The 21,943-nt window shown below is 39.7% G+C and carries 18 protein-coding genes, 1 tRNA gene and 1 CRISPR repeat array; of the genes, 15 read left to right on the forward strand and 4 right to left on the reverse strand.

Annotated features, from left to right (window positions below):
- Positions 1–70: 70 nt before the first annotated feature.
- On the reverse strand, positions 71–817 hold the full coding sequence (locus GSQ19_RS00475; protein WP_011320843.1) for a hypothetical protein: 747 nt from the start codon (positions 815–817) through the stop codon (positions 71–73).
- A 271-nt stretch (positions 818–1,088) separates the two neighbouring features.
- Positions 1,089–1,160: transfer RNA gene (locus tag GSQ19_RS00480), tRNA-Gly, on the reverse strand.
- A gap of 856 nt (positions 1,161–2,016) precedes the next feature.
- On the opposite strand from GSQ19_RS00480, the gene GSQ19_RS00485 reads away from it, so the two are divergent.
- A complete protein-coding gene (locus GSQ19_RS00485; protein WP_010995724.1) occupies positions 2,017–2,892 on the forward strand; it encodes an Npun_R2479 family HD domain-containing metalloprotein in 876 nt (291 codons plus the stop codon).
- 80 nt (positions 2,893–2,972) lie between these two features.
- Positions 2,973–4,091 (forward strand): ABC transporter permease, encoded by a 1,119-nt coding sequence (locus GSQ19_RS00490; RefSeq protein ID WP_011320844.1) that lies wholly within the window; start codon positions 2,973–2,975, stop codon positions 4,089–4,091.
- Positions 4,092–4,167: 76 nt separating this feature from the next.
- On the opposite strand, the gene GSQ19_RS00495 is transcribed toward GSQ19_RS00490, so the two are convergent.
- Positions 4,168–5,034 carry a WYL domain-containing protein gene (locus tag GSQ19_RS00495; protein ID WP_011320845.1) on the reverse strand — a complete coding sequence of 289 codons (867 nt, stop codon included), beginning with the start codon at positions 5,032–5,034 and terminating at the stop codon, positions 4,168–4,170.
- 100 nt (positions 5,035–5,134) lie between these two features.
- Here GSQ19_RS00495 and cas3 point away from each other — a divergent pair, with 100 nt between their 5' ends.
- From cas3 to cas2, 13 genes are all read left to right on the forward strand, one after another.
- Positions 5,135–7,312 (forward strand): type I-D CRISPR-associated helicase Cas3', encoded by a 2,178-nt coding sequence (gene cas3 / locus GSQ19_RS00500; RefSeq protein ID WP_011320846.1) that lies wholly within the window; start codon positions 5,135–5,137, stop codon positions 7,310–7,312.
- Between the two features lie 330 nt (positions 7,313–7,642).
- Entirely contained in the window at positions 7,643–7,846 is a 204-nt protein-coding gene (locus GSQ19_RS00505) for a hypothetical protein (protein WP_041456365.1), read from the forward strand.
- A 227-nt stretch (positions 7,847–8,073) separates the two neighbouring features.
- The gene (locus tag GSQ19_RS00510) at positions 8,074–8,319 is read left to right on the forward strand and encodes a DUF433 domain-containing protein (RefSeq protein WP_011320848.1); all 246 of its coding nucleotides are present in this window, start codon (positions 8,074–8,076) and stop codon (positions 8,317–8,319) included.
- A gap of 2 nt (positions 8,320–8,321) precedes the next feature.
- Entirely contained in the window at positions 8,322–8,681 is a 360-nt protein-coding gene (locus GSQ19_RS00515) for a DUF5615 family PIN-like protein (protein ID WP_011320849.1), read from the forward strand.
- Positions 8,682–8,728: 47 nt separating this feature from the next.
- Positions 8,729–9,748, forward strand: a complete 1,020-nt coding sequence (locus GSQ19_RS00520) for a PDDEXK nuclease domain-containing protein (protein WP_011320850.1) — start codon at positions 8,729–8,731, stop codon at positions 9,746–9,748.
- Positions 9,749–9,766: 18 nt separating this feature from the next.
- A complete protein-coding gene (gene cas10d / locus GSQ19_RS00525; protein ID WP_011320851.1) occupies positions 9,767–13,042 on the forward strand; it encodes a type I-D CRISPR-associated protein Cas10d/Csc3 in 3,276 nt (1,091 codons plus the stop codon).
- A 45-nt stretch (positions 13,043–13,087) separates the two neighbouring features.
- Positions 13,088–14,104 (forward strand): type I-D CRISPR-associated protein Cas7/Csc2, encoded by a 1,017-nt coding sequence (gene cas7d, locus GSQ19_RS00530; protein ID WP_011320852.1) that lies wholly within the window; start codon positions 13,088–13,090, stop codon positions 14,102–14,104.
- The gene (gene cas5d, locus GSQ19_RS00535) at positions 14,104–14,811 is read left to right on the forward strand and encodes a type I-D CRISPR-associated protein Cas5/Csc1 (protein ID WP_011320853.1); all 708 of its coding nucleotides are present in this window, start codon (positions 14,104–14,106) and stop codon (positions 14,809–14,811) included. Before cas7d ends, cas5d begins: the two co-directional genes overlap by 1 nt.
- A gap of 110 nt (positions 14,812–14,921) precedes the next feature.
- Positions 14,922–15,533, forward strand: a complete 612-nt coding sequence (locus GSQ19_RS00540) for a 2OG-Fe(II) oxygenase (RefSeq protein ID WP_011320854.1) — start codon at positions 14,922–14,924, stop codon at positions 15,531–15,533.
- A gap of 42 nt (positions 15,534–15,575) precedes the next feature.
- Positions 15,576–16,448 (forward strand): CRISPR-associated endoribonuclease Cas6, encoded by an 873-nt coding sequence (gene cas6 / locus GSQ19_RS00545; protein WP_011320855.1) that lies wholly within the window; start codon positions 15,576–15,578, stop codon positions 16,446–16,448.
- 84 nt (positions 16,449–16,532) lie between these two features.
- Positions 16,533–17,123 carry a CRISPR-associated protein Cas4 gene (gene cas4 / locus GSQ19_RS00550; protein ID WP_011320856.1) on the forward strand — a complete coding sequence of 197 codons (591 nt, stop codon included), beginning with the start codon at positions 16,533–16,535 and terminating at the stop codon, positions 17,121–17,123.
- Positions 17,124–17,296: 173 nt separating this feature from the next.
- Complete coding sequence (cas1d, locus tag GSQ19_RS00555) at positions 17,297–18,298, forward strand: type I-D CRISPR-associated endonuclease Cas1d (RefSeq protein WP_011320857.1); 1,002 nt, start codon at positions 17,297–17,299, stop codon at positions 18,296–18,298.
- 61 nt (positions 18,299–18,359) lie between these two features.
- Complete coding sequence (cas2, locus tag GSQ19_RS00560; protein WP_011320858.1) at positions 18,360–18,632, forward strand: CRISPR-associated endonuclease Cas2; 273 nt, start codon at positions 18,360–18,362, stop codon at positions 18,630–18,632.
- Positions 18,633–18,888: 256 nt separating this feature from the next.
- A CRISPR array of direct repeats spans positions 18,889–20,958; the repeat unit is 37 nt; unit sequence GTTTCTATTAACACAAATCCCTATCAGGGATTGAAAG.
- 392 nt (positions 20,959–21,350) lie between these two features.
- Here cas2 and GSQ19_RS00565 read toward each other — a convergent pair.
- Positions 21,351–21,938 carry a DUF4231 domain-containing protein gene (locus GSQ19_RS00565; RefSeq protein WP_224311705.1) on the reverse strand — a complete coding sequence of 196 codons (588 nt, stop codon included), beginning with the start codon at positions 21,936–21,938 and terminating at the stop codon, positions 21,351–21,353.
- Positions 21,939–21,943 lie beyond the last annotated feature (5 nt).

Below are 21,943 nucleotides of genomic sequence, written 5' to 3' on the forward strand. Positions count from 1 at the left end.
TGAAAAACGGTGTATCTAAACATTTGGGATAATTGATATCCTTTGATTTTAGTACATTTGAATTTGCTATTTACTCTGCTACGGCATTGGGAAACTGAAGCAAATCCGTTGTTCCTATATTGATAGGATAATTTTCATCATTATTATTCAAAAATTTTCTGTTAACAAGTTCTTTTAGCGTTTGTACATCATGATGCCATTTATCAATCACTTCACCAATAGCTGCTAAACGGGTATTGGGATCTTGTTGATTCAATGTACGGCTGAAATTAGCAGAAAATAAGACAGCTGGTTTAATCGTTTGATCTGGATACTTTAACTGAGCTTCATTAATATCCAAATATAGCTGTGTTTCATCTAGTGTATAAACTAGCCGAACAGATGCTTCCACCGGTGCAGAACCAAAATCTTGCCACACTCCAGACTGAAGTAGTGTGCTAACCGTGTAATTACGCCCGTTGATATCTTTTTTATCGTAAGGAGCAAAACCACGTAAGTTAATGCCTACACCCTGATAGTTTACCTGTTTGACTATCTGAATATATTTATGCGCTATTGATGGAATTTGTACATCGCTAGGTTCTTTATTGGCGAGTGCTTCAGCAAAAATCACTCTATTAACCTCTGCAACAATGCTGACTCCATTTTGGTATACAACTTGAGCAGCAGTATTAGTGAGAACTGGCGGCCTAGCTAATTCCCAATCGCTAGGTACAATACCTGTATATTTCAGAAAGTCTGCGGTTAAAATACTTGGGTTTTGCTGACGTAGTGCGATCGCAATTAAAAGTTCTTGAACTTCAAAACTTTGGCTCATCTTTTCTCCATATCAGTATGTGAGATCAAAATTTAATGTTCTTTTATGCTCTGTGATATGAGCATACACTGATGTAAGCGACTACAGTAGTTAATTTTTAATAAAAAACCAGTTAAATATAGTGAATATACTTATATTTTTATTCAGTTTTTATCCAATTAGGTACAAGATATGAGTAATTGTTAATCAATAGACAAAAAGATACTGCTTTCAAAGATAGTCTGTGTAGTAAAAATCCTTATAATGCCTATAGAATAAGGATTTTTTTCAAAGCGGGCGATGGGACTCGAACCCACGACGTTCACCTTGGGAAGGTGACATTCTACCACTGAATTACGCCCGCATTAACAGGTAGGATTATAACACTATTTTTGGGCGTTGCATAAATGCGGGATGAACTGAGGCTTTTGTACAAAGCAGAATATTGATTCTACCCTTCTCCTTCTCCTGTCGGAGACGCTGCGCGTAGCTTGCTTCCCGTAGGGTACGGAGACGCGAACGGGTTCCGCGTTAGCGGTATGCGTCTACCCTGCGGGTTCTGCTTACAGTATGCGTGTTAGCGTTAGCGGGGACGTAGCCCGATAAAAATCATCCCACTAATCAGCAACGCCTATTTTTGCAGTGTAGATAATATCTGCATTCCCATCATGTGTTGGCACAATCTCTTATACCAATTCAAAATTCAAAATTCAAAATTCAAAATTCAAAATTAAGAAAGTCAGATTTGGTCTGGGTTTTAAGGTTTGGATGTGTTACTTGATTTTGGAGAATTGGTATTATACAAAACGTGCAGGATCTCCCAGGGAAGAAAGAGATGACATTCTTCCTACCACAGGTCATGGTTCATACTTGCGTCACAATGTTACTGTATTCAGATCACCGTCATACAGTGAAAAGATGCGGAACATAGATAGTGATAAGCTATTTTGCTTTTAAGTTGCACAATCCGTCGTGAGGGCTGTTGACTGTCAACGGCCAACAGTTAACAGTCCTTATTAGTAGTTATGCAATTTAGACGCGCATTAGCTTAACTGCTTAATGTATTTTCTAGCGAAAACATAAATTTAGCTAGCACACACAGTAATACCTGAGTTAAAAAGGATGAATCTGAATTATCTTCAGTTCTAATCGGGTATTTCCTGATTATGTATTTTTGTCAACAAAAAAGCGGGAATTGCTATCCAACTTGAGTAACTAATATGTTCAACGCTACAGAAATTTTAATTGATGCTTTTGTGAACCAAATTCGAGAAGGTTACACTCGGACTTATGGTTGTTTAAAGAATGATTACCAAGACATCATCGCTTGGGCTGGTAGCATGGCTTTGGAAAACATCGCTAATAGTGATGCGCTTTATCACAATGTCGAACATTCAGTATTAGTTACTCTTGTAGGACAAGAAATTTTGCGTGGTAAACACATCCGAGAAGGTGGCGTTTCTAGCGAAGACTGGTTACACTTTATCATTTCTTTGGTGTGCCATGATATCGGCTATGTTAAAGGAGTCTGCCGACAAGACCAAGAACACGCAGGATTATATGCGACTGGTGATAATGGCAGAATGATTTCTCTGTTGCCTGGAGCTTCTGATGCTAGTCTGACACCCTATCATGTTGATAGAGCTAAACTATTTATTGATGAGCGTTTTGGCGGTCATAAACTGATAGATGCTGAAGTAATTAAAAGCAATATTGAATGGACTCGCTTTCCTGTACCCACAGCAGAAGACCATCAAGAAACAACTAACTTTGCTGGATTAGTGCGTGCTGCTGATTTGATTGGGCAATTAAGCGACCCGCGTTATTTGAAAAAAATTACATCTTTATTCTATGAATTTGAAGAAACTGGCATCAATAAAGTTTTAGGCTACGAAACGCCAGCCGATTTACGCAAAAACTATGCCAAGTTTTACTGGAATGGTGTTCATCCTTATATTAAAGATGGTTTACGCTATCTATCTCTGACACAGCAAGGTAAACAAATTATGGCTAATCTTTACTCGAATGTGTTTGTGGTAGAACATGAAAGAACTCAAGAGGAACATCTCTACCTAGTTGAACAACTCCATGCTTAGATGATAGTCATTGGTCATTGGTCATTGGTCATTGACAACCGACCACTGACCACTGACACCAGACAAAAGGCAAATAAATTATGAATTGGTGGCAAAGACTTCAGAAAAATCCTTTAGCGCAATTTGGGGCTATTTTACTTTTAATATTTTATTTGGCGGTGATTGCGGCTGATTTTATCGCTCCATACGACCCTTACACTTCTCAACCGAATGGTTCGCTATTACCGCCAACTAAGATTTATTGGGTTTCAAAAACATCAGGTAAGTTTATCGGCCCCCACGTTTATCCCACAACACAAGGTAATACAGACTTAGAAACAGGCGATCGCCAACTCATTGTAGACGATAAAAAGCCCTCACCTGTGCGTTTCTTTGTCTCTGGGCCAGAATACCGACTGTTACAGCTAAGTTTACCCCTACCCCCCAAGTGGGAAGAAACCACAATTATCCCCGGTATCCCCTTAAATTGGCATTTATTCGGTGCAGATAATGGGGCAAAACTCAACATCTTAGGTACGGACGAACAAGGCCGCGACCAATTTAGCCGCCTCCTACATGGTGGACGCATTAGTATGTTTATCGGCATTATTGGGGTGGTAATTACTTTTCCCCTCGGTTTGCTAATAGGGGGAATTTCCGGCTATTTCGGTGGTTGGACGGACAGCATTATTATGCGGATTGCAGAAGTGCTGATGACTTTCCCCAGTATTTATCTGTTAGTTACCTTGGGGGCAGTTTTACCGGCTGGTTTAACTAGCAGTCAGCGATTTTTACTCATAGTTTTGATCACCTCTGTAATTAGCTGGGCTGGGTTAGCCAGGGTAATTCGTGGACAAGTGCTGTCAATCAAAGAACGAGAATTTGTCCAAGCCGCCAGGGCTATGGGTGGTAAGCCAATATATATTATTCTGCGTCATGTTCTGCCGCAAACTGCTACTTATGTAATTATCTCTGCTACTTTGGCGGTTCCTAGCTTTATCGGTTCAGAAGCAATACTCAGTCTCATCGGTTTAGGCATCCAACAACCAGACCCATCTTGGGGTAATATGCTATCTCTAGCTAGCAATGCTTCCATATTAGTGCTGCAACCTTGGTTAATTTGGCCGCCAGCCGTGTTAATTATTTTGACAGTTTTAGCTTTTAATTTACTCGGTGATGGCCTTAGGGATGCCCTTGATCCTCGGAGTTTACGCCGCTAGTACCCCAAGACTTTACCCAGGTTATTGTCCTGGGTAAAAGGCGATCGCAGATTTATTTGATAACAATCTAGCTTTTTTAACTCCTGGTTTCGATGTCATACAACTGGCAGAGGGTGAGGAGTTTTTGTTTGAGGAGCGATCGCACATTCTCAGGCGCTATAATCACACAATCGGGGGTATATTGCATAATTTCTCGAATAAACCAAAAGGTACTAGAGACACGCCTGACAACTCGCCGCACTCGTTTTGTATCTGGTAGCCATTCATTGACAATATCTTCTGGTTTGGCTTGATAAGCAAAACCTAAATTACCTAATAAATGTATTTCTACATCTATCTCTGCTAACCCCGAAAGCCATTCACCAGTAACAGGTAATACCGCAGCATCTTGTATCCTATCTAAACGTAGACTCCAATTGTGCCGTAATTCTGCCACATCCAAGTTACCCTCAGTCTCTTCAGACCAGCAATCAAGATATTGACGCTTTTCATGAAGGTTAACTTCGGCGTAACGGACATTGAAATTCCAGACGTGATGTCTAGCATCTTGATAACTCAGTTGAAACGGCTGCTGGCGTAAGATGTAACGGTCTATTTCTAAACGCCACTGCGGGGGTAGGTTTCCTAAAAAATTTTCGATGTCGGGACGTAGAGGTATTGGTAGTTCACTACGTTCAAGTAATAATTTTGCAATTATCTGCGCTTGCTCATTTTGCCCGATGTCTGCTAATACTCTCATTGCTCGGTCAAGCGCACGGATACGCGATTCTGACCAGTCGTGATTTTTACCAATAGTCAAATGATGACGAGCGATCGCTTCTATCAACTTGGAGATGTTCGGGCGATCGCCCCACATCATACCAAATTCCAGAGCCAAGTTTTCTAACTCAGCTTTATCCCGTTCTGATACCGATAGCGTTATAGACTGACCTTTGCGACTCATTAAAAATGTCCGTACACTTCACACGTATAATCTCTTGTCAACTTCTATTTTGCGTGCCAATATAGTTTTTAACAACCAGTTACGGACACTATTTAAGTTTATGTCCGAAAGTTACAAAATTACTCTCAAGTCCGTTTATTCTCAAACCGTCCCCACACCTGATGGGGTGCAAATACCTGAAAATTGGTCACTATCTTGGCATCAAGCCGCAACTTTACAAGCACTACGCAATCCCAATATTGACGTAGTGTTCAATACTGCAATGACAGGCGATGGTAAAAGCTTGGCTGCATATTTAGAAGTTCTCCAGGGTGAATTTTCTGCAATTGGACTTTACCCAACTAATGAATTAGCCCGTGATCAAGAAATACAAATTCAGGGATATATAGAAGTATTCAAACCAGAAAATCAACCCCGTGTAGTTAGATTGAGTGGGGCTGATTTAGAAGTTTATGCAGAAAATGAGGGATTGAAAAAAGGTCAAGCAATTGGTACTCTCACTAGCCAAAGAGAAGCGTTATTAACAAACCCAGATATTTTCCATTATTTACATAGAGGGGCTTACATAATTCGTAGCGACAGTCCCGATAAACTCTGGGGAAAAATAGACAAGGATTTTGACTTATTTATTTTTGATGAATTTCACGTTTTCGCAGCACCACAAATAGCTAGTGTAATTAACACGATGTTGTTAATTCGCTGTACAAATCGCCGGAAGAAGTTTCTATTTCTTTCTGCGACACCAGATAGTAATTTAATTGATAGGCTAAAACTAGCAGGATTTCGCTGTCAAGAAATCAACCCAATTGCACAAGAAAAATATCAATTTCCTGACAATCCAGAATTAGAACAGCAACTTAAAACTCAAGGATGGCGACAAGTTGCGCGGACAATATCATTGGATTTTATTCCTTTAGAGCCGAGTTTTAAAGCCTCAGAAGTTTGGTTAAAGGAAAATAGTAATTTAATTTTAGAGCAGTTTCAGCAATATCCAGGAAGTAAAGGCGCAATTATTCTTAACTCAATTGCAGCAGTAAAACGGTTGACTCCATTTTTTCAAGAAATTTTACAGCCTCATGGATTACAAGTAGGAGAAAATACAGGGTTATCAGGAAAGGCGGAAAAAGAGCGGAGTTTGTCGGCTGATTTAGTTTTAGGAACCAGCACAATTGATGTCGGGGTTGATTTTAAAATCAATTTTTTAATTTTTGAATCCTCGGATGCTGGTAACTTTATTCAACGCTTGGGACGCTTGGGTAGGCATGACGGTTATGAAAAAGATGGTGCAAAAATTAAGTTTCAAAATTTTACAGCGTTTGCTTTAGTTCCTAACTTTTTGGTAGAACGCTTATTTTCGGGAGATACACCACCTTTAGAGGTGAATAAGATTTGCGATCGCCCGACTTTTCATAAGATTATCGCGGATAAATATCGCCAAATCAATGATTTTCGTGGCTATTATAAACGTTGGGGTGCAGTACAGTCATTTTACTTGTGTTGGCAATTAGGCGATCGCACCATTAAACAACAGTACGCCCAAAGCCGAGAACAGTTGCTAAAAGCCTGTGAGGAAGTATTTGACACCAGTTTAAAATCTGTAGCTGGACGTGTTGCAGGATGGGCAAAAGATTGGCAAGCACTATCAGGTAAACAGGGAAATCCCATTGGTGATGATGCTGCTAGTTTTCGCGGTTCGAGTCCTTTGCAATGTGGTTTGTATGATTTAACGGAAGAAAACGAAGCAGACAGATTTAAAACCTACGATTTACCTGGAATTTTAGGTAATTTAGAAATCGAAGTGTGGACGGAAGCGGCATTTACACGGACACTTAAGGAAACCGCAGCGCGTACCGGACAACCCATAGCTAAAGGTAGATTTGCTCACTGTCTAGCATTTATGAAGTTGCGTTCCTACCGTGAGGAAAGGGTGAACTGGAAATTTACCTACTCTGGCGACTTGCAGCCAATTGCTGATGCTTGGAAAGTTCAAGTTTTAACGGGTGTGGAAATTTGGCAACCTGAAAACTATTGGATTGGGGAAATCAACAAACGACTGAAGAAGGAAGGTTTAGTCTGTTATGTGCTGCGCCGTCCTGTGGCAGAAGTGCGGATGCGGCTAAGGCTACCGATGCACTTTCAGATTTACCCAATTAGCGATCGCTACAGTTTTCATGATACGACAGCACCTTATTCCATAGCTTTTGGTCATTCTGCGTTGTTGCTGGACACTTTGGCATACACCTTTAAAAGTAAAGGAGATGAAATATGGATTGCTTGAGGTTTCAATCCCTGATAGGGATTTTGGTTATTGTGACGGAGAAGAAGCTTACGCCAGTAAGTTCAGACGTATTTGTTTCAATCCCTGATAGGGATTTGTTCTCACCAAGTTAACTGGTTGAGTTTCCGCCTTAATTTGAGAATAGCAGATAGTAGACAATATTAAGCGCCATCAAGTCCTGACATATTTGACTAGTTAAATATGTCAGATACTCAATGGCTTGACACTAGCTATCGTTTGGTTTAGTTTCTGAATATGCAATTCCTGAAACTGAATAATAGCTTAAGGATTTTGTGTATCCGCCTAATATTGAAGGAGATAAAACTAAAAATGTCCAAACGCAAGAAGACTAAAGTTGAGCTTTTGATAGATGTTCTGCGTGATGGTGCGTGGCACTTGGGTGATGAACTAGCTATAAAAGTTGGTTATCCTTTTGCAGATGCTATTAACAAAGCTCGCACATTGGGTTATGAGATTGAAACTGCTTGGGCTGGAGTTGGTCGAAAACATAAATATCGACTAATAGCAGTGTAAACTTTCTCTGGTTTATGTGAAGTGATCTCATGTAAACAGAAAATCTCTGAATCAGAGAGGGAAGCTCTTAATAGCTTGCGGCATTAAGTTCAGCCATAAGCAATCTCAGCCCCCAGATGCCAAACGCTCAGATGCGTTCAGCAGATGGCTGGCATGAGTATAGCTAAAGAGCAAACCTCAAGCAGTAAATCTTAACTGACGCTTCTCTCTCTGTTTTGAGGTAAACCATGAACGAACAACAACTTTTGGAGAGAATTACAGTCAACCCAAAAATTTTTGGGGGTAAACCGATTATTAGAGGTCGTCGTTTGGCAGTTGAACACATTTTAGAAATGTTGGCGGCTGGAGACACAATCGAAACCTTACTAGAAGGTTATCCCTGGTTAGAAAGGGAAGATGTACTAGCCTGTTTAGTCTATGCTCGTCGACTAGTGGGTCACGAAAGAATTGAACTCATACCTGTGGAGTCTTAATAGTGAAGTTACTTTTAGATACTTGTGTGTGGGGAGGAGTACGTGCAGATTTAATAGCCGCAGGGTATGACGCTGTTTGGACTGGAGATTGGTCTGAAGATCCGGGAGACGAAGAAATTTTGGCCACAGCTTACCGCGAAGGTCGAATTTTGATCACAAGAGATAAGGACTTCGGAGAGTTAGCAATTGTGCGAGGGATTCCCCATTACGGCATATTGCGCTTAGTCAATCTCAGTTCCAGACAGCAATCATTAGTTTGTTTGCAAGTACTTACGCTTTATGGAAATGAATTAGCATCAGGTGCAATTGTAACTGCCGAATTAGGTAGGGTGAGAATTCGACCACCAACGAACTATAGATAAGATGAAAAGTTTACCAATTTTAAGGAAACATAGCACCAATTTTCGCTATGAATAACCCCATTTCAGACGATTACAGAAATTTACTAGTAGAAGTTAAACAACGCATTCGTTCTGCTCAATATGAAGCACTGAAGGCAGTAAATAAAGAACTTATTGCCCTCTACTGGGATATTGGAAAGATGATTGTTACCCAACAGCAGGAAGCAGACTGGGGTAAATCTGTAGTGGAACAGTTAGCAAAAGACTTACAAACAGAGTTTCCTGGTATTAGCGGATTTTCTACTCGTAATATGTGGAATATGCGAAGCTTTTATATCGCGTATAGCCAAAATGAAAAACTGCAACCATTAGTTGCAGAAATTGGATGGACTCACAATATAGTCATTTTAGAGAAGTGCAAAGATGACCTAGAACGAGAATTTTACCTCAGAATGACTCGTAAATTTGGTTGGACAAAGAATGTTTTGATTCACCAAATCGAAAATCAAACTTATGAAAAAACTCTTCTAAACCAGACAAATTTTAACCAAACCGTACCAGCAGAGATTCGTAATCAATTAAAACTAGCTGTTAAAGATGAATATACTTTTGATTTCCTAGAACTAGCGGATGAACATAGCGAACGGCAACTAGAACAAGCGATTTTAGCCAGAGTTGAACCATTCCTGCAAGAAATGGGGGGTAGATTTACTTTTGTTGGTAGTCAGTATCGCTTAGAAATTGGTGATCAGGAATTTTTTATTGATTTATTGCTTTATCATCGGCAATTAAAGTGTTTAGTTGCTGTTGAGTTAAAAACTGGAGAATTTTTACCTGAGTATGTAGGAAAAATGCAGTTTTATTTAGCAGCGTTGGATGATTTATCTCGACTACCAGATGAAAATCTATCAATTGGGATTATTCTTTGTAAATCTAAGAACAAAACTATTGTTGAATATGCACTGAGAGAATCCAATAAGCCAATTGGCGTGGCAACTTACAAAGTATTTTCTTCATTACCTCAAGACTTAAGAAATCAACTTCCTGCTCCTGAGCAAGTGGCAAAACTTTTAGAAGGAGTGGAGTAAAATTTTGGAGATAAAACAATGACTGATCATGATTGGTTATCGGGTGATTTTGGATTTGATGGTGATGGTAGCCGCACTATCGAAACCGAAGGAGAATTACTCAGCCTGAAACTACTACGAGAAGCAATTCAGGCACAAAATCCAGATGATGCAGTAATGACAGATTTTGCTGAGTATGTGTTACCAAATCTCTTGCGAATAGCGATTGGTGTCACTGCTAAAGGTGGTAAGTATTTTGATGCAATTGACCAGCAACGGGAAGCAGCAGGAAAAACTAAAGTTAGACGCGATAACGCTGCTGATCAATCATTGAATACACATTTATTAAATGGGTTATTTCCTGCTAATTTAATTGAGAGGCGTTTACAGCAACTTGATACAACTGTCCGGCGAGTGGTGAAAGAAAGAGAACGGCGGTTAGTAATTGCTGGTTTTATTTTACATGACTTTGAAAAATTCCCTGATGTGCCGAATGATTGCCGCAAGTTGCCGTTAGCTGAACATCGTCCTATTATTGATGCAAAAATTCGTCAATTAGGATTAGATAAATTTATCAATCCCGAAAATTCAGAGGCTTATCAAGAATATATTGATGATTTATTGTGCATGGCTTATAATGCACAAAGTCGCTGGGATACTAACTGGAATTTTTCCGAGTTCGGGTTGAATCCAGTATTGCGCGATCGCACTCTGCGACAACTATCAGGTTTAACTTTGCTGGCTGATTCTCTCGCCTCCATTGTTAAACACCCCCAAGACGCAGAACACTCCAAACTTAAAGAAGTTCTCCACTTTTTAAGTGATGGACAATTAAAGCTTACCTATCATAGCATTGCTGAAAATAGAGGTGTTTTAACTAATGTAGTTAACAATGCTTTAATTCAGGCTCATACTAGTCTGAATACAGATGAGCATACATACTATGAGCCTTTGCTATATCTGCCAACTGGCGTAATTTACTTAGCCGCGCGTCATGCACCACCGATTTCAACCGAAGACTTACCAGACAGAGTAGTTGATAATATTAAATCACTCTGTGCAGGACAATTACGCCTGAGACAAACGGGTTTTGGTCGAGATGGTAAAGGCATGAAATATGCTGAATATTACAACTTGTTTTTTGAGTCTCCTGGCTTGATGCAGGTAGCTTTAGATGCAACTTTACGCATCTTAAACCCCAACAAAGATTCAGTTGCTAAAAGTCGCAGTGAGAATTTAATTAAGTTTCAGCAACAAGGTGTTTTATGTGCTGATTATGACTTTAAATTTGATGATGATATCCGTATTGATCAAATAGCAGAGTTTGGTGATTTAGTTAGTCGCAAAATCTGGGATGAAACGGTAAATCGGATTGAAGATATTCGCAAGAAGGATAAAAAGCTGCCAGCAGTACCAGCTTTAGATTTAACCCATAAGGTTGCAGAATTTTGGAACTTGACAGCCTACTTACCCCAAATACGAGAAATTCAACACATCAATGAAAGCCTGAAAGAAAATAAATTAAAAGGCAATACGGGAGGTGTACCCTATGAATGGTATTATCTAGCTGCTAAATATTTAGAACATCATCCTGGGATTGAAAGTGTTCGTGAAACTTGTCAGCAAGTGATTCAATATTTCACAGGTTTAATTTCACCCATCATTTCACAGTACAAATTACCTGATGGTTGGGATGATTTAAGGCTGTGGGTGTCACGAGTTGTGATGTTACCCAACACGAACCAAGAAGCATCAGCTAAAACTCAAGTCGATACATTTTTAGCAGAGTTAAATAACTATAATGCTGCCAAAAAACCAGGACGGGGAAAACAATTAATCTGTTCAATCTCCCATTCTGCCTATACAGTGACAGAACAGATGGAATCGGCAGTTTTATTTACTCCCCAAGTTTATACAAATAAGCAAATGTTAGGAGGTTCTAACGCCAAGCGCAACATCTCTAGTATTGCGGGTGTGGAGATGATGCTAAGGCAAATTCTAATGAATCAAACTCAAGCCGTGGGTAAACGATTTGAAGATGGTAAATATCGCTATCTTTATTTTTACCCGACTTATTATTTCACACCAGAAACCAACAAGTTTTTACAGAAAGCATACAACGGTATTGCTCAAACTCGTTTTGATACTAGCGTCCGTAATCATTTTATCAGCAAAGACTTACAGGCGAATTTAGAGCGAGAAAAGTATCAAAGTGTCGATGCTTTTTTAATTGATGAAAACTTAGAACGGGAAAAAGACCGGACATTTAAACTGTCTTATCCTGATGACCAACCTTTAACATTTTACTTCATGGCATTACCACCAGGACGAGATAGCACCGATACCGAATCTTGGATAATGCCTAGTTGGTTAGCGTTTGCCTTCCCGATGATTTTAGATGTTAAAACTGTGGTGTCTGAGTCACCAATTCCTCCTTTTAATGATGGTGCGGAATTTGAAGAAAGCGTATTTCTGGATAGTGCGCCTCATGCTTTCCGTGCATTAGTCAGACGCGATCGCTTTCGTCTAGATTACATCCTGGAAGGTTGGGATGACAATGGCATTCAATACCCCGCACCTCTGAATGTGCTTACCGCCGCCTATGCGATTCACTTGGATGTGAATGCTAGACAAGGCAAATCTGGTTATGATGCCAACTGGGGTAGATTTACGGAACTAGCAAAGGATTTTGAAACTAGTCCTCTGTACGTTTTTTCTTACCTCAATCGTTGGGTACGTAACCAAGGAATAGAAACAGCACGCATCGAGAAAATTAGGCTTTATGCTTATCATTTTTATCCTTGTTTTGACCCTTATGTGCAGTATGATATGGATACAAAAACATTGACTGTGAAATCAGAATCGAGTCTGAATCATCCGAAGAATTTAACAGAGCTTTATCGCCGTTTTTATCGAGCGAATAAGCGTTATAATCCTAAATCTAATGCTGTTTTAAAACCCATTGATATTGCGGCGGAAACTATCCTCAAAGCTGAGTCAAGTGTATTTCACGGTGAAACCTTAGTTGTAGGGGTAGCAGCAGAAGTTTTTAGACTCATGGATCGCGTTCATGCTTCCACTGCGGAAGGACGTTGGGTAATGAGTAAACGCGAGGAAGAAAGACAAGCTGTTTTGGATTTTGCCAAGTATTTTGTCATCGAAGTATTTGAGAAAGCATTTGCAGGCGATCGCGCGCGTTTAGCAGGTCGTCAACTCAACTTAATTCGTGATACTTGTGAGTTTCTTTACCGTTTAGAAGATGACAAAGAAAATGCAGCTAAAGAGGATAAAAACCCTGAATCTGATGATGATTAATTAGCTATCTAACTCAACAATTACTAAATTATTTGGAGATGAATTATGGCATTGCTCAAAACTGTTGATTCCCAACTATTTCAATCTGAAATTCCTTATAAACCAATGGGAAAATATGCCCATTTTCTCACAATTCGCATCACCGAATCTTACCCTTTATTTCAGACAGATGGCGAATTAAATAAAGCCAGAGTTAGAGCCGGGATTAAAGATAAGACAACAATTAGTCGTTTGTCCATGTTCAAACGCAAACAGTCTACCCCAGAACGTTTAGTAGGACGGGAATTATTACGTAAATATGAATTAGTGAAACCAGAAGATTGCGAATATAACGTTAACTTCGCAATGGATAATCCTGATTGTATTATTTATGGTTTTGCTATTGGTGATTCTGGTTCAGAAAAATCAAAAGTTGTTGTAGATACAGCATTTTCAATTACTGCTTTCGATGAATCTCACGAAACATTCACCCTTAACGCCCCCTTTGAAAATGGCACAATGGCTTCTAAGGGAGAAAATGGTTCAAAACCCGGTGAAGTTACTAGCCGAATTAACCAACAAGACCACATCAGACCACAAGTATTCTTCCCCAGTATTGTCACCCTCAAAGACCCCACAGAAGCTAGTTTCCTCTATGTTTTTAATAACATCATAAGGACTCGTCATTATGGCGCGCAAACAACCCGCACAGGTAGGGTAAGAAATGAGTTAATTGGTGTTGTCTTTGCTGATGGCGAAATTACCAGTAATCTACGCTGGACTCAAGCTATATATGACCAGATGCAGACTAATAATTCTTTAAAATCTCCTGATCCTTTGGATGAAGATGAAGTAACTAATGCTGCTAAAAATGCCATTGAAACTTTGATGTCTGAAGAATTTATTGTCCATACTGACTTTATAGGTGATGCTTTCGAGCCTCTGTTAAAAGAAGTGAAAAGTCTCACGGCGAATGAAGCAGGAATTAAAAGCATCTTGCAAAAGGCTGATGTAGAGGCTAAAGCTTACGCAAGTAAGCATATTAGTAAAAAGAAAACTGCTGCAAAAGCGGGGAAAGAGTGATGGTATTGATTTACCGTTGTCAATTACAATTGCACGATAGCCTTTATTATGCCACGCGAGAAATTGGGCGATTGTATGAAACTGAGCCAATAATTCATAATTACGCTCTCTGTTACGCACTGGGATTAATTGATAGTGAAATCTACTCTACTACCGTAGCTGAAGAACATTCCTATCGCTATTTCTGTCCTGAACAAGTACCAAAATATGAGGAGCATTTAACGCCGCTTAATCAACAGGGTATTTACGTGACTCCAGCATTGGCAATTAGTCATTCTGCTATTCTCAATACTTGGAAATATGCAAATAATAATTACCATGTGGAGATGGAGAAAACTCAGAAGAATATCCCTAGTTTTGGCAGAGCAAAAGAAATAGCACCGGAAAGTGAATTTGAGTTTTTTGTTATTTCCCAAAAGCAACTCAAATTACCAAAGTGGATTCGTTTGGGTAAGTGGATGAGTAAGGCTGAGGTGACAGTTACAGAGTTACCAAAACCTAAAAATACTGAAGGTGTATTTACTTGTACTCATCCTTTAAATCCTTTGGATGTGATGTTTACTAATCAGGTGATTAGCTACGATGTGGTTAATATGCCTCCAGTTAGTTTAATTCAAAATGTGCAAATGCGAGGGCAACATTACTATTTTGATGATGTGAAGAATTTGAAAATTCCGGCTCGGATGGAATATCGTTTTCGTGGTTAGTTTGATTTTTAATCACGCAGAGGCGCAGAGGCGCAGAGGCGCAGAGAGAAAGAGGGGTAAAATTTGAGATACGCTAATTTAGCGATCGCCCCTCCCATTCTCCTACACCAGTGAAACACTATCAACAACAAGCAAACGCCTTCCCTGGCGACTATCTCAACAACCTGTGGGGAGAAATCCACGCTTGTCCTTACTTTGCAGTCAACAACCTTAACCGCGATTTTGTGGGTACAAAAGGCTTTTCTGTGGTGTTTAGGCGATCGCATATCTCCACAGTAGAACAAAAATTTCCCTACTTCAAACCCTATCTAGACTTGGCTCTCCATGCTAATTGTAACGCTTTTTACCTCAACCCTTTACTCCTGAAAGAAGGTTCTCGTGTTGATCCCCATATAGATCGTTCCCTGCGTTCCTACTGCAAAACCATAGAACCACCGATGTTTGTCAGCGTTCTCTATGTGCGTGTACCGGAAAATATGGACGGGGGAGAACTGGTACTCAAATCACACAAACGTCAACTAGGGCAAATTAAACCACAAATGAACACCTTACTTTACTTTCAAGGTGATTTAACCCACTCTGTTAACGCTGTGAAAACGCCAGGAAATCGTTTGAGTTTGGTTTGTGAACAGTATAGTTTAAGTGAGGAAGAACTCGCAGACATCCCAGAATTTACCATTGAATCCAGAGTGGCTCAATCTACCACTAAAAAACGTAAGTAGGGTTAATTTTAAATTTTGAATTTTGAATTTTGAATTGTTAATATGCCTCATAGCTTAGTTTTAAACCTGCTTCCCCAATCTCCCATTCCCCCGCAATATATCACCGGTAGACATTTACACGCCTTATTTCTCACCCTTGTTAGTTCTGTTGATAGCACATTAGGCGATCGCTTGCACGACTCTACCGCCGATAAAGCCTTCACCCTTTCTCCCTTGCAAATTAAGGGAGAGGAACGGGGTAGATATAAATCGAAAATCCCTCATGGCCAATCATTGCAATACTTCCATCAGCAAGCCATCCCCGCCGGAACGCCTTGTTGGTGGCGCATCTCCTTACTTGATGACACCTTATTTAGCCAACTAACGCAACTATGGCTTAATCTTAACCCTAGCCATCCTTGGCATCTCGGCCCGGCTAACTTGTATATTACCAGCATTCAAGGCACACCCCAATCCACCCAACCTTGGGCAAATGCTACTACCTATGCTCAATTGTATGAGCAAGCTGGTGAGAGCAATGATGTGCGATCGCTCGTAAATAATCGTACACTAAACTTTACCTTCACCACACCCACAGCCTTCCGCCAGGGAAAATTTGACACCACCCTTCCCACCAGAGAATGTGTATTTAACTCTCTCCTTTCCCGATGGAATAAATACAGTGGTATAGAATTTTCTGAAATTGCCATTGAATCAATTTTTCCCTCGTTTCTCAATATTCACACAGAAATATTAGCCGATTCTCGTAGTAAATTTATTGGTATTCTTGGAGAAATCAACTATCGAATTTTAGGTGATATAGAGCCAATTCAAATTAAGCAAATCAATGCCTTAGCAGACTTTGCTATGTATGCAGGAATAGGGCGTAAAACTACAATGGGAATGGGTATGATTCGGCGGTTGTATTCTGCATAACGGAAAAACAAGGAAGCAATCATGCCTATTAAATATGAATATTATACAGACGTTGTGGTGTAACTTCTGCAATAACTAAAAACCATGAACATTGAATACATTCCTATTGCGGCATTAAATCAATATGCCTATTGTTCCCATCGCTGTTGGCGGATGTTTTGTGCGGGCGAATTTATTGATAATCAATACACCATCGAAGGTACAACTTTACACGATCGCGTCCATACTACAAGCCAAAATCAGCGAGAAGAAACTTGGCAGGTTCGAGCAATTTGGTTGAAGTCAGAGCAGTATAAACTCATTGGTAAATCTGACTTAATTGAAGCAGCCGATGGTCAATTTTATCCTGTGGAATATAAGCGGGGACATAAAGGCGAATGGGATAATGATGAGTTACAAGTTTGCGCTCAAGCTTTATGTTTAGAAGAGATGACGGGGCAAAATATTACGACTGGATATATCTATTATGCCCACTCTCATCAACGACAATTAGTAGAGATCAATCAAGAGTTAAGAGAAAGTGCGATCGCTACAATTCAAGCAGTCACAAATTTACTCACTACAGGCATAATGCCCATACCAAATTATAGCAAACGCTGTCAAGGATGCAGTCTGAATTTGCAATGTTTACCTAAGGCTATTGATAGGGTAAGAACTTATCAAGAAGTTAGTTAATTGAGGCGGAATTTTAAACGCAGAGGGGCGCTGAGATAGGCGCAGCGAAAAGTTCTGAAGGAGGGTTTCCCTCCGTAGGAAACTTTTCAAGAGAGAGGGGCGCTGAGATTTAGGTTCTAGTTAATAATATTTTGTACTGACGAATAATCTTCACATCTATTGTAGGTGAAATCATGGGAACTGTTTACGTTACACAGGATGATTCATTTATTAGCAAAATTGATGAACGTCTGAATGTTAAATTTGAGAAGAAGGTAATTTTAGACGTACCTTTAATTAAAATTGATGGGTTAGTTGTGATGGGAAGGGCTAGTATTTCCCCTGCGGCTATTTTTGAACTCATTGATAAGAAAATTCCCCTCACATTTCTCACCAATAACGGTAAATATCTTGCTAGTTTAGAGCCAGAAATGGGTAAAAATATTTTCGTCCGTGCTGCTCAATGGAAAGCTGCTGGAGAATCAGACCAAGCAATTCATGTTACCCAAGGTTTTGTTAGAGGTAAACTGAAAAATTACCGCCATAGTTTACTAGAAGCACAGCGCAGATATGAGGTTGATTTAAATAGTAATATCAGTCAATTATCTCATGCGATCACCTCCATCGACAAAGCCAATTCAATTAATACAATCAGGGGTTTAGAAGGTGCTGGTAGTGCTGCCTATTTTGGCTGCTTTAATCAACTAATCCGAGTTGATAATTTCAGCTTTCATACCCGCAACCGTCGCCCACCTATAGACCCGGTAAATTCACTCTTGAGTTTAGGATATTCCTTACTACGTCACGATATTCAAGGAGCATTAAATATCGTCGGTTTCGACCCCTATTTAGGATACCTACATACAGAAAGATATGGTAGACCTTCTCTAGCATTAGATTTAATGGAAGAGTTTCGACCCTTAATAGTCGATGCTGTTGTTCTCACAGCAATTAATCGCCGGATGCTTTCACCAAAAGACTTTGTTACTGAACCTATAAGTAACGCTGTTTCACTGACTAAAGAAGGTTTACATATTTTCTTGAGATTATATCAAGAAAAGAAACAAACCCAATTCAAACATCCTGTTATGCAGAAAAAGTATACCTATCAAGAAACTTTTGAAATTCAAGCTAGACTCCTAGCTAAATACCTCATGGGAGAACTAGATAAATACCCCCCTTTGGTCATGAGATAGATAAATTTTGAATTTTGAATTTTGTAGCTTTAGCTTCCCGCAGGGTATTTTGAATTAATTTATGTATTTAGTAATTTCCTACGATGTACCAGAAGATAAACGCCGTACTAAAATTCACAAGGTTCTTAAATCTTACGGACAGTGGATGCAGTATTCCGTTTTTGAATGTGACCTGACACCTACTCAGTATGCTAAACTGCGATCGCGCCTAGCCAAACTCATCAAACCAGACCAAGACAGCATCCGTTTTTATCACCTCTGTGCTTGCTGTCAAGGAAAAGTTGAGCGCATCGGCGGCGAAATGCCAATAGACACTACCGTATTTTTTGCTTAACTCGTGCGTCAACCTATAGGTGTTGGGCAAACAAACTAAAATTTATCGTCCCAAACCCTTACCACTCATGCTTTTGAACCCTCCAACACCACAATTGAGGTTGACGCAAACACCCCAAACCTTCACCATAAATACTTTTGCACCAATTTTCTCCAACTCACTCTTGACAACTCAGCTTCCGAAAAGCTACCTTAATCTGAGATTGACGAAACAGAACCTTGAAAACCAAATACAGCAAGCTTTTCAGACCTGGACAGTTTCTATTAACACAAATCCCTATCAGGGATTGAAAGTCTCTGCGGCAAACAGTGCCTATGCTGCGGGCGGGGTTTCTATTAACACAAATCCCTATCAGGGATTGAAAGTATATATTTCTCTATCGCAGACAATCTTCTGTTAATGCGTTTCTATTAACACAAATCCCTATCAGGGATTGAAAGATTCCTATCGTGATTGAACTGACTATCAACGTGAGGACTGGTTTCTATTAACACAAATCCCTATCAGGGATTGAAAGCCTAACTTACAACGCCCCACTAATTCACAATATTTGGTTTCTATTAACACAAATCCCTATCAGGGATTGAAAGGATAGAGATGATTGGTCGAGGGGAAATATCTCTGGCCAAGTTTCTATTAACACAAATCCCTATCAGGGATTGAAAGCACTTTAGACGAAACTAAAATATATAGCGATTGTACAAGTCAAGGTTTCTATTAACACAAATCCCTATCAGGGATTGAAAGCTAAAACAGTTCCCTCAAGAGTGTTCCCAATCAATGTTTCTATTAACACAAATCCCTATCAGGGATTGAAAGTTAATTTTGATGTTCCTTGGACGTGGTTTTAATTCGGGTTTCTATTAACACAAATCCCTATCAGGGATTGAAAGCTTGCATTTTGATAAAAAAGATAAGTAGAGTAAGTTTCTATTAACACAAATCCCTATCAGGGATTGAAAGAGGAACAATTGTTCCTTAAGCCTATGCCCTCAGTTGTTTCTATTAACACAAATCCCTATCAGGGATTGAAAGGGCAGATAGTGGATGGGGCGGTAGATGTTCGGCAAGTTTCTATTAACACAAATCCCTATCAGGGATTGAAAGTACTCGCGATCGCTGCATCCTCAACGCCCAAAAGTTTCTATTAACACAAATCCCTATCAGGGATTGAAAGGTGGCTGGGACTAGAAGGGCTAGCCGAATCACTGGGTTTCTATTAACACAAATCCCTATCAGGGATTGAAAGTGGCAATACACGGGAGTAGATGATACTTCTGAGGAGTTTCTATTAACACAAATCCCTATCAGGGATTGAAAGATCCAGTAGCAGTTCGCCCTCATCATTCCAGTAAGGTTTCTATTAACACAAATCCCTATCAGGGATTGAAAGCGGCGGCGCTGCGGCTGGTGGCGTACTCACAGATGTTTCTATTAACACAAATCCCTATCAGGGATTGAAAGCTTGCCATTTTGACCTTCCATATTGAACACCCCAATGTTTCTATTAACACAAATCCCTATCAGGGATTGAAAGACCTCAGTTGCTCTGTTCTTGATTCCGCACAGGTTTCTATTAACACAAATCCCTATCAGGGATTGAAAGATTTTAAAATCGGTGCAACCGGAGTTCGGCTCAAGTTTCTATTAACACAAATCCCTATCAGGGATTGAAAGGAGAGGCAGATCACCTTGTTCTATTAAGTGAGCGGTTTCTATTAACACAAATCCCTATCAGGGATTGAAAGAAAAGATGTCGATCAAATGAAGCGGATAAATAGCCACAGTTTCTATTAACACAAATCCCTATCAGGGATTGAAAGTAAGAAGGAGAGGTGATGTTAATTCACTTAGTGGAACGTTTCTATTAACACAAATCCCTATCAGGGATTGAAAGAAAGACTTTTTAGCCGAGACGCAGGCAGGAAGAAGGTTTCTATTAACACAAATCCCTATCAGGGATTGAAAGAGCTTCAACGGCGGCGGGACTAGCTACATTCCCGTTTCTATTAACACAAATCCCTATCAGGGATTGAAAGAAAAGAAATTTAGCGACTTCTGCATTCTGTTCGGTTTCTATTAACACAAATCCCTATCAGGGATTGAAAGGCGTAAACTCTTCCGCCCTTAAATTGCGAGAAAAGGTTTCTATTAACACAAATCCCTATCAGGGATTGAAAGGGAAGCGTCGCTAAAACTCAAGCTATTTTAGAAAGTTTCTATTAACACAAATCCCTATCAGGGATTGAAACGTGCTAGCCCTCTAATCTCTGGTATCCATCGCCCCAGGTTTCTATTAACACAAATCCCTATCAGGGATTGAAACCTAATAAAATTGTTTTTTCTAGCAAGTCGCCTGAGGTTTATATTATAGGGTTTTTTAGTCTGCTGAAGTAAAAATCTCTGCGTACCTCTGCGCTTTACTCCGCGCCCCTCTGCGTTTCAAAATATTATCTGTACCTCACTTAACTGGAAATCGCTATAACACAAATCTCCATAGCATTTCCTAGCTGCTGAGGTACAAATTTATCCGCGTACCCTGCGGGAAGACTTCGTCAATATCTGTGTCCATCTGCGTTTAATTATTGTCATTTGTAATTCATTAGGATAAGAAAAACTATATTAAGGATTGAAACAATAGAGTTGGGATTTGCTCCGTAGGTTGCGTTAGTTTCTATTAATACAAATCCCTATCAAGGCTCTCAAATCTGTCAACAGCTATACCTTACTCTCTTTGTTCTCTTTCACATTATCTTGTTTGTCATCATTACCATTTTCTTGCTGTTTCTTCTCTTGCACAACCTGAGTAGCATAAACTTCTACATCTCGCTGAATAATTTCTTCCACTTGATTGGCAAAAGAACTAAATGCTTTATCGTGTGTTCCATAATTCACATAAGGGCCAGTTAATTGAAAGAATTGCCAACCTTGAGTTTTCAAAGATTCTGCCGTGCGGCGATAGTGTCGCCAGCGTTCTCCATAGTGGAAAAATTCCTCAACTGCTGCGCTAATTGCTACAATTTGGCTAAGAGAAAAAGTAGCCCAAACAAAAATTTCCCGCACCTCAGAACTGTTAATATTGAGACTTACTAAAGCAGGGAGAACCACACCCCCAATAATTGTGATCAATCGTAATCTGTAATATCTATTCCTTGATTTACCTGCTTGTGCTTCCATCCACAGCATTTGATCTAACCAACGCGAAAACAGAAATTGTGTTTGTAATTCCGAGAGATTTAACGAATCAATTAAACTCGTAAACTTTCCCTTAAGAAATTCTTGATAATCATCCTTATTTGCCATCATTCACT

This window comes from Trichormus variabilis 0441 (assembly GCF_009856605.1).
GTDB classification, from domain to species: domain Bacteria; phylum Cyanobacteriota; class Cyanobacteriia; order Cyanobacteriales; family Nostocaceae; genus Trichormus; species Trichormus variabilis.

What these genes read in the sequence shown, in the direction of transcription:
- cas10d (WP_011320851.1), top strand. Translation starts at nt 9,767, where the DNA reads ATGACTGATCATGATTGGTTATCGGGTGATTTTGGATTTGATGGTGAT.
- GSQ19_RS00510 (WP_011320848.1), top strand. Translation starts at nt 8,074, where the DNA reads ATGAACGAACAACAACTTTTGGAGAGAATTACAGTCAACCCAAAAATT.
- cas2 (WP_011320858.1), top strand. Translation starts at nt 18,360, where the DNA reads ATGTATTTAGTAATTTCCTACGATGTACCAGAAGATAAACGCCGTACT.
- cas5d (WP_011320853.1), top strand. Translation starts at nt 14,104, where the DNA reads ATGGTATTGATTTACCGTTGTCAATTACAATTGCACGATAGCCTTTAT.
- GSQ19_RS00565 (WP_224311705.1), bottom strand. Translation starts at nt 21,938, where the DNA reads ATGATGGCAAATAAGGATGATTATCAAGAATTTCTTAAGGGAAAGTTT.
- cas6 (WP_011320855.1), top strand. Translation starts at nt 15,576, where the DNA reads ATGCCTCATAGCTTAGTTTTAAACCTGCTTCCCCAATCTCCCATTCCC.
- GSQ19_RS00495 (WP_011320845.1), bottom strand. Translation starts at nt 5,034, where the DNA reads ATGAGTCGCAAAGGTCAGTCTATAACGCTATCGGTATCAGAACGGGAT.
- GSQ19_RS00520 (WP_011320850.1), top strand. Translation starts at nt 8,729, where the DNA reads ATGAATAACCCCATTTCAGACGATTACAGAAATTTACTAGTAGAAGTT.
- cas7d (WP_011320852.1), top strand. Translation starts at nt 13,088, where the DNA reads ATGGCATTGCTCAAAACTGTTGATTCCCAACTATTTCAATCTGAAATT.
- GSQ19_RS00490 (WP_011320844.1), top strand. Translation starts at nt 2,973, where the DNA reads ATGAATTGGTGGCAAAGACTTCAGAAAAATCCTTTAGCGCAATTTGGG.
- GSQ19_RS00485 (WP_010995724.1), top strand. Translation starts at nt 2,017, where the DNA reads ATGTTCAACGCTACAGAAATTTTAATTGATGCTTTTGTGAACCAAATT.
- cas1d (WP_011320857.1), top strand. Translation starts at nt 17,297, where the DNA reads ATGGGAACTGTTTACGTTACACAGGATGATTCATTTATTAGCAAAATT.
- GSQ19_RS00505 (WP_041456365.1), top strand. Translation starts at nt 7,643, where the DNA reads ATGTCCAAACGCAAGAAGACTAAAGTTGAGCTTTTGATAGATGTTCTG.
- GSQ19_RS00475 (WP_011320843.1), bottom strand. Translation starts at nt 817, where the DNA reads ATGAGCCAAAGTTTTGAAGTTCAAGAACTTTTAATTGCGATCGCACTA.
- cas4 (WP_011320856.1), top strand. Translation starts at nt 16,533, where the DNA reads ATGAACATTGAATACATTCCTATTGCGGCATTAAATCAATATGCCTAT.
- cas3 (WP_011320846.1), top strand. Translation starts at nt 5,135, where the DNA reads ATGTCCGAAAGTTACAAAATTACTCTCAAGTCCGTTTATTCTCAAACC.